Below are 12,775 nucleotides of genomic sequence, written 5' to 3' on the forward strand. Positions count from 1 at the left end.
CCTCGCACCTCTACCCTTTCGATGACGACGCTCACCCTCATCGTCGCGCGCGCCCGCAACGGCGTGATCGGCCGCGACAACGCGCTGCCCTGGCGGCTCCCCGAAGACCTTGCGTTCTTCAAGCGCACCACCATGGGCGCGCCCATCATCATGGGCCGCAAAACGCACGAATCGATCGGCCGCGCGTTGCCGGGCCGCCGCAACATCGTCGTGACGCGCGACGCGGGCAAGCGCTTTCCCGGCTGCGACACCGCCACGAGCCTCGACGAGGCGCTCGCGCTCGCGGCGCAGGACCAGGCCCCTACGGCGTTCCTGATCGGTGGCGCGCAGCTCTACGGCGAGGGACTCGGCCTCGCGCATGAACTCGTGGTGACGGAAATCTCTGCGGACTTCGAGGGCGATGCCAGCTTTCCCGCACCGGATCCGGACGTGTGGCAAGAAACGTCGCGCGAGACGCTGCATGCGAACGCGCCGAACGACTTCGACTTCGCGTTCGTGCGGTACGTGCGGCGGGATTGATTGCCCGGGCGCGCAGCGCTGCCTGACGCCGCGCCAAACCTGCCGCCCAAAAAGCACAAAGGCACGCCAAGGCGTGCCTTTGTTCATTGCGCCTGCGGAAAAGTCCGCTTACTGCCCCGCCACCGTCATCCGCTCGATCAGCACCGAACCGGTTTGACGCGTGCCGCGCGCGAGCGTATCCGCGCCCACGGCGACAATGTGGTGGAACATCTCCTGCAACGTTGAAGCCACGGTGATTTCCTCGACCGGGTACTGGATTTTGCCGTTCTCGACCCAGAAGCCCGACGCGCCGCGCGAATAGTCGCCCGTCACGAAGTTCACGCCCTGCCCCATCAGTTCGGTCAGCAGGAGACCGGTGCCGAGCTTCCTGAGCATCTCTTCGAAGTCGTCTTCCGGCTTCGTGAGCGAGCTCTGGAACTGCAGATTGTGGGAGCCGCCGGCGTTGCCGGTGGTCTGCATGCCGAGCTTGCGCGCCGAATACGACGACAGGAAATAACCCTGCACGATGCCGTCCTTCACGACTTCGCGGCGTTGCGTGCGCACGCCCTCTTCGTCGAACGGCGCGCTGCCGGCCGCACGCGGCACGTGCGGGTCCTCGACGACCTGGATGTGCGGCGCGAACACCGGCTTGCCAAGGCTGTCGACGAGGAACGACGTCTTGCGATACAGCGCGCCGCCGCTTACGGCCTGCACGAACGCGCCGAGCAGGCCTGCGGCCAGCGGTGCTTCGAACAGCACCGGCACTTTGCGCGTGTCGAGGCTGCGCGCGTTCAGGCGCGAGAGCGCACGCTCGGCCGCATAGCGCCCAACGGCTTCGGGCGAGGCCAGCTCGGCCGCGCTGCGCCGCGAGGTGTACCAGTCGTCGCGCTGCATGTTGCGGCCCGTGCCTGCGATCGGCGCACACGAAACGTAGTGGCGCGAGTACGGATAGCCGTGCATGAAGCCGCCCGAGGTGGCGAGCACGAACTGCGAATGCTGCGCCGAAACGCTCGCGCCTTCGGAGTTCTTCACGCGCGGATCCACGGCGAACGCCGCATCTTCGGCGCGGCGCGCGATTTCCACAGCCTCGTCGGCCGAGAGATTCCACGGGTGATAGAGATCGAGGTCGCGCGGCGCGGTTTCGAGCAGCTCGCGCTCGGCGAGTCCCGCGCAGTCGTCGTCGGCGGTGAAGCGCGCGATGTTGTACGCGGCCGCCACCGTGTCCTTGAGCGCCTGCGCCGAAAAGTCGGAGGTGCTCGCGTTGCCGCGCTTGTTGCCGATATAGACGGTCACGCCGACCATCTTGTCGCGGTTGTGCTCGATCGTCTCGACCTCGCCGCGGCGCACCGAGACGGACAAGCCGTCGCCTTCGGAAATCTCGGTCGCGGCGTCGCTCGCGCCGAGCGCGTTGGCGTGCCGAAGGATGTCGGACGCGATCTCTTTCAGTTCGTCCTGGGTGTGCGGGAAAAAGCGTTGCCGGGCTTCGATGTCTGCTGCCATTGTCGTTACGGTCCGGTTCTGGGCCGGTGCGGCCCGCTGATGTCGTGTTTCGCTGGTGTCGATTCGCGTGCGATTCCGGTGCTTCGGAACGCGCTGCGTTCGCCAGGCGCATCCCGCGATCATAGCAAGGTATGTGAACACGCATCACAGGTGCTTTCGTCACCTGGCGCACACATTGCCCCTTGTATCGATATCGGGCCGCCGGCGCCGCCTTCAAGCCCAGGCCGCGCGCCCGCGCACGCTACAATACGCCCATGAAACGCAAAACCCGCATTCAACCGATGAACGACGCTGTCGCCGACCAGGACGACAACGGCTACGATCGCCCGAGCAAATCGCAGCTCAAGCGCGACATGGAAGCGCTCCAGGAACTGGGCCAGGCCCTTGTGGAACTGCCCAAGGACGCGCTCAAGCGCATGCCGATGACCGAAGACCTCGCGGACGCCGTCCACGAGTGCCGCCGCATCACCGACCACGAAGGCCGTCGCCGCCAGCTCCAGTATGTGGGCCGCATGATGCGCGGCCTGAGCGAAGCCGAAGTCGCCGCGCTGCGCACGAAGTTCGAAGAGCACCGCGGCGTGAACAAGGCCGCCACGGCGCGCCTGCACTGGATCGAGCGCACGCGCGACAAACTGCTCGCCAACGACGACGCGCTGACCGAATTTATCCGCCAGTACCCCGCCGCCGACCCGCAGGAAGGCCGCACACTGATCCGCAATGCGCGGCGCGAGCAGGAACAGAACCGGCCGCCGAAGTCCTTCCGCGAACTGTTCCAGTGGATCAAGGACGTGAGCACGCAAGGCGCCGGTGAGGCGGACGACCACGACGAAGCGCGCGCCGACGAGGACCGCGAAGATGACGAAGCCTGAGCGCAGCCACCCTGACGAACTCGTGATCGGCCTCGTGTCGGTCAGCGACCGCGCGACGAGCGGCGTCTACGAGGACAAGGGCATTCCGTCGCTGATGGAATGGCTCGGCAGCGTGCTGAAAACGCCGTGGCGCGCCGAAACGCGCCTGATCCACGACGACGCGGCAACAATTTCCGCCACGCTCACGGCGCTCGTGGACGGTCTGGGCTGCGACCTCGTGCTGACCACGGGCGGCACCGGCCCCGCGCGGCGCGATGTGACGCCCGAGGCGACGCTCGCCGTGGCGACCAAGGAAATGCCGGGCTTTGGCGAGCAGATGCGCCAGATCAGCCTGAATTTCGTGCCGACGGCCATTCTGTCGCGCCAGGTCGCCGTGATCCGCGAAAACGAGGACCACGCGGCGCTCATCATCAACCTGCCGGGGCAGCCGAAGTCGATCAAGGAAACGCTGGAAGGCGTGCGCGACGATCAGGGCGCCGTGAAGGTGCCGGGTATTTTTGCCGCGGTGCCGTATTGCATCGACCTGATCGGCGGCCCGTATATCGAAACCGATCCGAACGTCGTGGCGGCGTTCCGGCCGAAGAACGCGCAGCGAGCGCCGCGCGCGTAAGACTCAAACTTCTTTCTGCGATATGCACAACGCGGCGACGGCGGGACGCACCCGCCGCCGCGTTGCCGTTTTCGGTCAGATCAAAGCGCCGGACCGGCCTCGCCCGTCGCCACGTCGGGCACAATGCCCGGCGCCGGAACGAGGAAGTGCTCGCGGTAGTACTTGAGTTCGTCGATCGACTCATGGATGTCGGCAAGCGCCGTGTGCAACGCGCGCTTCTGGAAACCCTTGTAGATAGTCGGCTGCCAGCGGCGGCACAGCTCCTTGAGCGTGCTCACGTCAAGGTTGCGGTAGTGGAAGAAGCGCTCGAGCGTGGGCATCCAGCGCGCCATGAAGCGGCGGTCCTGGCAGATCGAGTTGCCGCACATCGGCGACTTGCCCGGCGGCACGTACTGTGAAAGGAACGCCATGATCTGCTCGGTCGCGCTTTCTTCCGTGACGGTCGACGCCCGCACGCGCTCGGTGAGGCCAGAGCGGCCGTGCGTGTTGCGGTTCCATTCGTCCATGCGGTCGAGCACCGACTCCGGCTGGTGGATAGCCAGCACGGGGCCTTCCACGAGCTTGTCGAGCGTCGAGTTCGTCACCACCACTGCGATCTCGATGATGCGGTCGTTGTCGGGATCGAGCCCCGTCATTTCCATATCGAGCCAGATCAGGTTCATGTCGGTGCGCTCGATGAGCGGTGCGCCGGCAGCGGTAATGTCAGTCATGGAAGGCAACCCGGAGAGCGTTGGAGGCGCGGCGCGTGCGCGGCATCGACAGGATGCGATGCCCGGCCGGCGAGAACATATAATTGTCGCATAGATACCACGGACTTCCTGGATGCCTAATCTGTCCCCCTCCCCTGCGCTGTACTTCAGCGTGCTCTTCGTCGTGGCCCTGCTTGCCATGGTCGCGACCAAGCTTTGGCTCGCTTCGCGCCAGATCCGCTTCGTGGCCGCCCACCGCGGCGCGGTGCCCGCGCAGTTCACCGCGACCATCCCTCTCGCCGCGCATCAGCGCGCCGCCGACTACACGGTTGCGCGCACGCGTCTCGGCATGGTCGAGATCGTGCTCGGCGCCGTGGTGCTGATCGCGCTCACGCTGCTCGGCGGCGTGCAGGCGCTCGACCTCGGCATCTCGGATGCGATCGGGCGCGACTATGTGGGCCAGATCGCCCTCATCGGGGCCGTGCTGGCCATTTCCGGCGTGGTCGAACTGCCGCTCGACTACTACCGCCAGTTCGTGGTCGAGGAGCGCTTCGGCTTTAACCGCATGACGAAGCGCATTTTCATCATGGACCGCATCAAGGGGCTGTTGATCGGCGCCGCGTTCGGCATTCCGCTGCTCTTCGTCGTGCTCTGGCTCATGAAGCAGGCGGGCAGCCTCTGGTGGCTCTGGACGTGGGCCGTTTGGGTCGCCTTCCAGATGCTCGTGCTGGTGCTGTATCCCACCTTCATCGCGCCGCTTTTCAACAAGTTCGAACCGCTGCGCGATGAAGCCCTGCGCTCGCGCATCGAAGCGCTCATGCAGCGCTGCGGCTTCGCGGCCAAGGGCCTGTTCGTGATGGACGGCAGCCGCCGCTCCGCGCACGGCAACGCCTATTTCACGGGCTTTGGTGCAGCCAAGCGCATCGTGTTCTTCGACACGCTGCTCGCGCGCCTCTCCGGCAGCGAGATCGAGGCTGTGCTCGCGCACGAACTCGGCCACTTCAAGCGCCGTCACGTGATCAAGCGCATGGTCGTCACTTTCGCGATCAGCCTGGCGCTGCTCGCCCTGCTCGGCTGGCTCTCGCAGCGCGTGTGGTTCTACGAAGGTCTCGGTGTGCGGCCGTCGCTGCTCGGCGGCAACGAAGGGCTCGCGCTCGTGCTGTTCTTCCTCGCGGTGCCGGTGTTCCTGTTCTTCGTCACGCCGCTTGGCAGCCTCTCGTCGCGCAAGCACGAGTTCGAGGCCGACGCCTTCGCCGCCACGCAAACCGACGCGCAGCATCTCGTCAACGCGCTCGTGAAGCTCTACGAGGACAACGCGTCGACGCTCACGCCCGACCCGCTCTATACCGCGTTCTACTACTCGCATCCGCCGGCTTCGCAGCGGATCGACCGACTGCTCGCGCACGCATGAACCGGCGCGCAACGAAAGCCGCCGGCAGCGCTAAAGCCCCAGGTGCCACGCTGCACGGCGTGGTGATCGCCGCCCACGGGCGCCACTATCTCGTCGCGCCCGACGGCGGCGGCGCGCACCTGCAATGCTTCCCGCGCGGCAAGAAGAGCGAGGTGGCAGTGGGCGACCGCGTCGAATATCAATCGACTTCCGCCGATCAGGGCGTGATCGTCGCGATCGGCGAGCGGCGCAACCTGCTCTACCGCTCCGACCAGTTCAAGTCGAAGCTCTTCGCGGCGAACCTCGACCAGTTGCTGATCGTGCTCGCCACCGAGCCGCACTTCAGCGAGGACCTGCTCGGGCGCGCGCTCGTGGCCGCCGAGGCCAACGATCTCAAGCCGCTCATCGTGCTCAACAAGATCGACGTTCAGGCCGCGCTGCCGCTTGCGCGCCAGCGCCTCGAACGGTATCGCGCGCTGGGTTATACGGTGCTGGAGGTTTCCGTGAAGGGGCGTCCCGAGGAGGCGCGCGCGGTGCTCGCCGAGCACCTGCACGGCCATCAGACGATCCTGCTCGGCCAGTCGGGCATGGGCAAGTCGACGCTCGTGAACCTGCTGATTCCCGATGCCGAAGCCGCGACGCGCGAGATCTCGACGGCGCTGAACAGCGGCCGCCACACCACGACGTTCACGCGGCTTTACAGCTTGCCCGAGGGCGGCGCGCTGATCGATTCGCCGGGCTTCCAGGAGTTCGGCCTCTATCACCTCACCGAAGGCAAGCTCGAGCGCGCGTTCCCCGAGTTCCGGCCGCTGCTCGCGCACTGCCGCTTCTACAACTGCCATCACCTGCACGAGCCGGGCTGCGCGATCCTTGAAGCCGTCGACGATGGCCGCATCGCGCCGGAGCGCCAGGCGCTCTACGCGCAGCTCATGCACGAGATCAGCCAGGTCGTGCGCTAACGCGCCGCCTGCCCCTGCGCCCCATGCTCAAGCTCGTCCGTGCGCCGAATCTGCTGATCGCCCAGCACTGGATGAACATCCTGGCGACGGCGGGCGTACCGTGCGAGCTGCACAACCGCTACCTGAGCGGCGCAATGGGCGAGATTCCCGCCGAGCAGTGCGCGCCCGAACTGTGGCTCGTGGACGAACGCGACGAGAAGCTCGCCCGGCGTTTGATCGACGAGGCGGTGAACGGGCCGCCACCCGGTTCGCCCACGTGGCGCTGCGCGCGTTGCGGCGAGGTGCTCGAGGCGCAGTTCACCGTTTGCTGGAATTGCGGACGCGATCGCGACGTGCGCGACGAGTGACGTCCGCATTGCCTGAAAAGCAAACGGGCCGCTTTTAGCGGCCCGTTTGCGTGTTTGCGGCTTGGCTTGGCGACCTGCGCTCAGAGCCAGACGGCGATCGTCAGCATGAGGAGCAGGATCATCCACAGGATCACGGCGCGCCACACAAGACCCACCGCCGATTGCAGCGTGCGCGGCGTGCAGTCGTCGCCCACCGTGTACGGACCGCCCTCGCCCGGCTGCGCAAGCACGTCGACGCTGGACTGCTCCGCGAGCGGCCCCGAAAGGCGAGCGCCAAGCGCGCCGCTGCCGGTGGCGAGCAGCACGCCTTCGTTGGTATCGGGCCACTGGTTCGTGTGGTTGCGCCAGGCGTAGATCGCGTCCTCGAAGTTGCCGACGATCGCAAAGCCGAGCGACGTGAGCCGCGCCGGCACCCAGTCGATCACGAAGAACACATGTTGAGCGAAGTTCGAGAACGCCTCGGTGCGGTCTTCCGCCGGACGCGCCCACTCGCGCGCGAGGTATTCGGCAATGCGGTACAGCACGGCGCCCGCGGGCCCGATCGGCACGAGAAACCAGAAGAACACGCCAAACACGTGCCGATGCGAGGCGATCACCGCATGAATGAGCGTGTGGCGCACGATCTCGCTCACAGGCATGTCCACGGCGTCGATACCGGTCCATTCGTGGAGGATTTCACGCGCGCGCGGCACGTCGTCGTTGTTCAGCGCGAGATGGATGTCGGTGAAATAGTGGCTGAACTGGCGAAAACCGAGCGTGAAGTACACGACTACCACGTTCCACAGGAACGCCAGCACAAAGCTGATGTGGTAGAGCACGTAGTAGACGAGCGCCGTGGCGAGGGTCCACGGCAGCACAACCACGAGCCAGGCAATGAGGCCGTGCTTCTGCTTGCCGGCATCGAAGCCGTGAGCGGCCCATTCCGCATTGAGGCGCACGAGCGCCATGACCGGATTATTGGGCGACAGCGCCCGCACCTGTTCGATGACGAGGGCCAGCAATACGGAAAAGAAGGTCATGCGACGCGCCGTGCAGATCGAGTTGCGAAAGGGTTTTAGAAAGTGTTGCAACGATATCACAGGGCCAGATGTGCCTGACCATCGCCGGCCAATCGGGCGGCAATCTCGCAACAGTGCGCGGCGGCGCTTGCTCACGCCGCCAGACGTGTTACGCGAGCAGGAAGCGGTAGAAGTTGCGCAGCATGCCCGCCGTCGCGCCCCAGATGAAGTGGGAAGACCCTACGCCTGAAACGACTGCGGGCTCTTGCACGTTGCGATCCGGCGTATTGCGGTCGGGCGCATTACGATCCGGATAAGGCATCGCATAAAAGCGCCGCTCGCCCCCGTCCCAACGGAACACGCGCACCTGGTGATGCACCGGGTTCATGAGAAAGCTCAGCGGCACCTCGAAGATGCTCGCCACTTCGAGCGAGTCGGCGGCAAGGCTGAACGGCTCGTGCACGAGACCGACCACGGGCGTGACCTTGAAGCCCGTGCCCGTCAGATATTCGGGCAACGCGCCGAGCACCTCGACACGCGCCGGGTCGAGGTTCACTTCCTCTTGCGCCTCGCGCAACGCGGCGGCGATGGGCGTCGCGTCGGAAGGCTCGCGGCTGCCGCCGGGAAAGCTCACCTGCCCCGCGTGATTGCTGAGGTTGTCGGCGCGCTGCGTGAGCAGCACGGTCAGGCCGCCGGGGCGCATCGCAAGGGGCACGAGCACGGCGGCCTCGCGCGGATCGCGCATCTCGGCAAGACGGGCTTCCTGCGGTTCGGGGTCCCACGGCAGGCGCTGCTCGAAGCGCGCGCGCAAACCGGCGGCGGTCAGGCGTTCCGCGGCGACCTGCGGAAGGCTCGCGCCCGTCGATTCGATCGGCAGGCTTTCGGGTTCAAATACTGGGCGGATCAACGGGCGTCCCGGATTACACGTACACGAGAGTATTCTGCGGCCAAAAAGAAAAAAGCACCCCGGAGGGTGCTTCTTTCTTACAGCTTTTACGCCTGATCGGCCGGAGCAGCTGCGCGGTCTTTCGACACCAGCTTTTCCTTGATACGTGCCTTCTTGCCCGACAGGTTGCGCAGGTAGTACAGCTTCGCGCGACGCACGTCGCCGCGGCGCTTCACCACGATGCTGGCCAGCAACGGCGAGTACGTCTGGAACGTACGCTCGACGCCTTCGCCCGACGAGATCTTGCGCACGATGAACGACGAGTTCAGGCCGCGGTTACGCTTCGCGATCACGACGCCTTCGTATGCCTGAACGCGCTTGCGGTTACCTTCAACCACGTTCACGTTGACGATCACCGTATCGCCGGGGGCGAATTCGGGGATGGTCTTCTCGCCCAGCACGCGCTGGATCTCTTCCTGCTCGAGTTTTTCAATCAGATTCATGGATTGACTCCGTATGCCATCTTGTCGGCGTTCGTACCTGTGCAGGATGACCTGCAACTACGGCCCCGATAGAGGATGGATTCACAACTGGCGCCGTTCACGCATGAAGCGGCACCGCCTTTTGCGCCCCTTGTCGCGCACGCCCGAAGCCTTACGCTTCGTTCGAGCCCTTCGCGAGACTAGCGAGCCACGCCTCGTCGGCACGGCTCAACATCTTGTTCTTTCTGGCCCGCTCGATCAGATCGGGCCGTTTGCTCCACGTGTTGCGCAATGCCTCGCGGCGACGCCACAACTCGATTTCCGCGTGATGGCCGCCAAGCAGCACATCGGGCACACGCACGCCGTCGTATTCCTCGGGGCGCGTGTAATGCGGACAGTCGAGCAAACCTTCGACGAAGCTGTCCTGCACCGCCGAAAGCGCGTCGCCCAGCACACCCGGCAGGTTGCGCACCACGGCGTCCATCAAGGCCATCGCGGGCAATTCGCCCCCCGAGAGCACGAAGTCGCCGAGGCTCACTTCTTCGTCCACGCAGCGGTCGACGAGACGCTGGTCGATCGCTTCATAGCGGCCGCACAACATCACGAGACCCGGCTCCTGCGCGAACTGCATGACGCGTTCGTGCGTGAGCGGCTTGCCTTGCGGCGACATCAGCAGCACACGCGGGGCGCCCACGCCGGCTTGCGCCTGCGCAGCCTTCGCCGCGTCGATCGCCGCTTCGAGCGGCTTGGCCAGCATGACCATGCCGGGGCCGCCGCCGTAAGGACGGTCGTCGATCGTGCGATAGTTGTCGGTCGTGAAATCACGCGGATTCCACGTGCGCAACGTGTAACGCTGCTGCTTCGCCGCCCGGCTGGTAATACCCCAGTCGGTCAGCGCGCGGAACATCTCGGGAAAGAGCGTGACGACATCGAACTGCATCGCTCTCTCCGTTCAGCGAAATTGAATCAAGGCGCGCGGTATGACCGTATTGCTTAGTAGTCGGCTTCCCAGTCGACGACGATACGCTTCGCCGCCAGGTCCACCGTCTTCACGAACACACCCACAAACGGGATCAGGCGCTCGCCGGTAGCCGGCTTGCCATCCTTGTCCGTGGACGGGTACGTGACACGCAACACCGATTGCGCGCCATTGTCGATCAGGTCGGCAACCCTGCCGAGCTCGACGCCCGCCTCGTTGGCGACGTCGAGGCCGATCAGGTCGACCCAGTAATATTCGTCGGCTGCGGGCGCCGGGAAATCGGCCCGGCTCACGTACACGCGCGCGCCGCGCAACAGCAGCGCGGCATCGCGGTCGGCCAGACCCGAAAGCTGGCCAACGACGCTGTCACCATGAACCTTGGCGCTCACGCACACCGCCGAATGACGCTCGCGGTGCCCCTGACCCTCGCGGCCCTTGAGGAGCCACCAGCGTTTAGCGGAAAGCAGCGCGCGGCCGTCCTGCGCGTGCGGCGCGATCTTCAGCCAGCCTTTGAGGCCGTAGGCGTCGATCACGGCGCCGACTTCAACGGCGTCGGCCGGCCAGCTCGCTTCGGTTTCGGCGCGCAGGCCTTCGGTTGCGGACGCAGCTTTCGCGACGCTCTCGCGCGCAGGCTTGCGCACGAACGCACCAAACGAAGGCGTACCGCGGGCCGCAGCCTTGCCAGCACCGCCGGTCGCAACACTTGTTGCAGCTTCGGGCGCCCCGCTTTCCGACGCGTCGTTCGCCTTTACGGCAGATTTAGCGTCATTCACGGACATCGGCACCCCTTGCGACCAGCTTGATATCGCACACGCTCATGGAGCGCATACGCAGGTAAAACACAGACAACAGACTGAAAGACGCTTAAAGACTTAAGCAGCCGGCGCAGCGGCGGCGGTCTTTTGCGCTTCCTTCACGAGGCGCTCGACGGCCGGCGACATTTGCGCGCCGTTTTCCTTCCAGTACGTCACGCGATCTTGAGCGATACGCAGCGTTTCACCCTTGGTGGCGACCGGGTTGTAGAAACCCACGCGCTCAATGAAACGGCCGTCGCGACGGTTGCGCGAGTCGGTTGCGACGATGTTGTAGAACGGGCGCTTCTTCGAGCCGCCACGTGCCAGACGGATGATGACCATACTAAAATCCTTGAAAACCGGGGGTTCGGGACTACTGAAACATGCGATTATAGCCCGAAACCGAAGCCATAACAAACACTTAACGGGAAATTGCACGCTGGCGCTGAGAAAGCGGCGGGACACGGCGGTCAAACTGCGGCTCGTGCCCACGGTGGACGGGCCCTGGAGCGAATTGTGGCGACTTTCAGACGACTCGTGCAATGGCTGCGTCGCGCGCGCAGCGGCGGCGTGCGTAACAGCGCCCTATTCCCGGCGTCCCGAGCGTCGGCCCGACCTTTCGCGGCGGCGTGGCTTGTCTCCGCCGCCGCCCTGCTCGCGGCACCGCTCGCTCACGGGGCGCTTCCCATCGAGCGCATCAAACTGCCGCCCGGCTTCCACATCGAGGTGCTCTCCGCCGACGTTCCCGGCGCACGCGAAATGACGCTCTCGGGCAATGGCACCCTATATGTAGGGAGTATGGGCGGCGACGTCTACGCACTGGAACTCAAGGACGGCAAAGCGGAAAAACGCCATATCGTGGCCTCCGGGCTGACGATGCCGGTGGGCGTGGCCTGGCGCAACGGCGCATTGTACGTCTCGGCAGTATCGTCGATCGTGCGGCTCGACGATATCGACCGTCATCTCGACGATCCGCCCAAGGCCGTAGTCGTCACGGATTCGCTGCCCACCGAGCGCCACCACGGCTGGAAGTTCATCGCCTTCGGCCCCGATGGCAAGCTGTACGTGCCGCAAGGCGCGCCGTGCAACGTCTGCCTGCCGGCGAGCGACCCGCAGCGCGTGCATTTCGCGATGATCGGCCGCATGGACCCCGACGGCTCGCACTACGAGACCATCGCGCGCGGCGTGCGCAACACCGTCGGCTTCGCCTGGCATCCGCAGACGCACGAGCTCTGGTTCACCGACAACGGCCGCGACATGCTCGGCGACGACATCCCCGACGACAAGCTCAACCGCCTCGCGCACGTGGGCGAGGACTTCGGCTTCCCGTATTGTCACGGCGGCAACGTCGCCGACCCCGAGTTCGGCGCAGGGCATCCGTGCAGCAGCTTCACGCCTCCGGTCTCAAGACTCGGTGCGCACGTGGCGTCGCTCGGCATGCGCTTCTACACCGGCTCGATGTTCCCGGTCGACTACAGGAACAGCATTTTTATCGCCGAGCATGGCTCGTGGAATCGCAGCAAGAAGGTCGGCTACCGCGTGGTGCGCGTGAGCGCCAACCCCGACGGCACGAACGCACGCCAGGAAGTGTTCGCGCAGGGCTGGCTGAATTCCGACGAGACCCAATGGGGCCGCCCCGCCGACGTGCTGCCGTTGCCCGACGGCTCGCTCCTGATCAGCGACGACTATGCGGGGGCGATCTATCGCGTGACGTACACCAAGCCGTGACGCGCGCGCCACGTTAGAGCATGCCGACATGCTGCCGAACATAAGC

The 12,775-nt window shown here is 65.5% G+C and carries 15 protein-coding genes; 7 read left to right on the forward strand and 8 right to left on the reverse strand.

What is annotated here, in order from left to right; translation table 11 throughout:
- The first annotated feature begins 21 nt into the window (after positions 1 to 21).
- Positions 22 to 519 carry a dihydrofolate reductase gene (locus FAZ97_RS10055; RefSeq protein WP_158758304.1) on the forward strand — a complete coding sequence of 166 codons (498 nt, stop codon included), beginning with the start codon at positions 22 to 24 and terminating at the stop codon, positions 517 to 519.
- Positions 520 to 627: 108 nt separating this feature from the next.
- On the opposite strand, the gene pmbA is transcribed toward FAZ97_RS10055, so the two are convergent.
- Positions 628 to 1,998: a metalloprotease PmbA gene (gene pmbA, locus FAZ97_RS10060; protein WP_158758305.1), complete on the reverse strand. Its 1,371-nt coding sequence runs from the start codon at positions 1,996 to 1,998 to the stop codon at positions 628 to 630.
- A 254-nt stretch (positions 1,999 to 2,252) separates the two neighbouring features.
- Here pmbA and yjgA point away from each other — a divergent pair, with 254 nt between their 5' ends.
- Both yjgA and mog read left to right on the forward strand, forming a co-directional pair.
- Entirely contained in the window at positions 2,253 to 2,867 is a 615-nt protein-coding gene (gene yjgA / locus FAZ97_RS10065; RefSeq protein WP_158758306.1) for a ribosome biogenesis factor YjgA, read from the forward strand.
- Positions 2,854 to 3,477: a molybdopterin adenylyltransferase gene (gene mog / locus FAZ97_RS10070; RefSeq protein WP_158758307.1), complete on the forward strand. Its 624-nt coding sequence runs from the start codon at positions 2,854 to 2,856 to the stop codon at positions 3,475 to 3,477. The genes yjgA and mog overlap by 14 nt, the downstream gene beginning before the upstream one ends.
- An 80-nt stretch (positions 3,478 to 3,557) precedes the next feature.
- On the opposite strand, the gene orn is transcribed toward mog, so the two are convergent.
- Positions 3,558 to 4,187 carry an oligoribonuclease gene (orn, locus tag FAZ97_RS10075; protein ID WP_158758308.1) on the reverse strand — a complete coding sequence of 210 codons (630 nt, stop codon included), beginning with the start codon at positions 4,185 to 4,187 and terminating at the stop codon, positions 3,558 to 3,560.
- Between the two features lie 112 nt (positions 4,188 to 4,299).
- Between orn and FAZ97_RS10080 the strand changes: the two genes are divergently transcribed.
- The 3 genes from FAZ97_RS10080 to FAZ97_RS10090 are packed head-to-tail and all read left to right on the forward strand — an operon-like array spanning position 4,300 to position 6,862.
- Complete coding sequence (locus FAZ97_RS10080; protein ID WP_158758309.1) at positions 4,300 to 5,577, forward strand: M48 family metallopeptidase; 1,278 nt, start codon at positions 4,300 to 4,302, stop codon at positions 5,575 to 5,577.
- A complete protein-coding gene (rsgA, locus tag FAZ97_RS10085; protein ID WP_158758310.1) occupies positions 5,574 to 6,515 on the forward strand; it encodes a ribosome small subunit-dependent GTPase A in 942 nt (313 codons plus the stop codon). The genes FAZ97_RS10080 and rsgA overlap by 4 nt, the downstream gene beginning before the upstream one ends.
- Positions 6,516 to 6,538: 23 nt before the next feature.
- Positions 6,539 to 6,862, forward strand: a complete 324-nt coding sequence (locus FAZ97_RS10090) for a putative signal transducing protein (protein ID WP_028206738.1) — start codon at positions 6,539 to 6,541, stop codon at positions 6,860 to 6,862.
- Positions 6,863 to 6,942: 80 nt separating this feature from the next.
- Here the strand turns inward: FAZ97_RS10090 and FAZ97_RS10095 are convergent, their stop codons facing one another.
- The 6 genes from FAZ97_RS10095 to rpsP all read right to left on the reverse strand — a co-directional run bounded on the left by FAZ97_RS10095 (position 6,943) and on the right by rpsP (position 11,343).
- On the reverse strand, positions 6,943 to 7,881 hold the full coding sequence (locus FAZ97_RS10095) for a CobD/CbiB family protein (protein ID WP_133183679.1): 939 nt from the start codon (positions 7,879 to 7,881) through the stop codon (positions 6,943 to 6,945).
- Positions 7,882 to 8,029: 148 nt separating this feature from the next.
- A complete protein-coding gene (locus FAZ97_RS10100; RefSeq protein WP_158758311.1) occupies positions 8,030 to 8,767 on the reverse strand; it encodes a CoA pyrophosphatase in 738 nt (245 codons plus the stop codon).
- Between the two features lie 86 nt (positions 8,768 to 8,853).
- Complete coding sequence (gene rplS / locus FAZ97_RS10105) at positions 8,854 to 9,249, reverse strand: 50S ribosomal protein L19 (protein ID WP_028206741.1); 396 nt, start codon at positions 9,247 to 9,249, stop codon at positions 8,854 to 8,856.
- A gap of 151 nt (positions 9,250 to 9,400) precedes the next feature.
- Entirely contained in the window at positions 9,401 to 10,168 is a 768-nt protein-coding gene (trmD, locus tag FAZ97_RS10110) for a tRNA (guanosine(37)-N1)-methyltransferase TrmD (protein ID WP_158758312.1), read from the reverse strand.
- 53 nt (positions 10,169 to 10,221) lie between these two features.
- Entirely contained in the window at positions 10,222 to 10,986 is a 765-nt protein-coding gene (rimM, locus tag FAZ97_RS10115) for a ribosome maturation factor RimM (protein WP_158758313.1), read from the reverse strand.
- A gap of 93 nt (positions 10,987 to 11,079) precedes the next feature.
- Positions 11,080 to 11,343, reverse strand: a complete 264-nt coding sequence (rpsP, locus tag FAZ97_RS10120) for a 30S ribosomal protein S16 (RefSeq protein WP_028206744.1) — start codon at positions 11,341 to 11,343, stop codon at positions 11,080 to 11,082.
- A 309-nt stretch (positions 11,344 to 11,652) separates the two neighbouring features.
- Between rpsP and FAZ97_RS10125 the strand changes: the two genes are divergently transcribed.
- A complete protein-coding gene (locus FAZ97_RS10125) occupies positions 11,653 to 12,729 on the forward strand; it encodes a PQQ-dependent sugar dehydrogenase (protein ID WP_233271675.1) in 1,077 nt (358 codons plus the stop codon).
- Positions 12,730 to 12,775: the final 46 nt, after the last annotated feature.

It is taken from the genome of Paraburkholderia acidiphila (genome assembly GCF_009789655.1).
Classification (GTDB): Bacteria; Pseudomonadota; Gammaproteobacteria; order Burkholderiales; family Burkholderiaceae; genus Paraburkholderia; species Paraburkholderia acidiphila.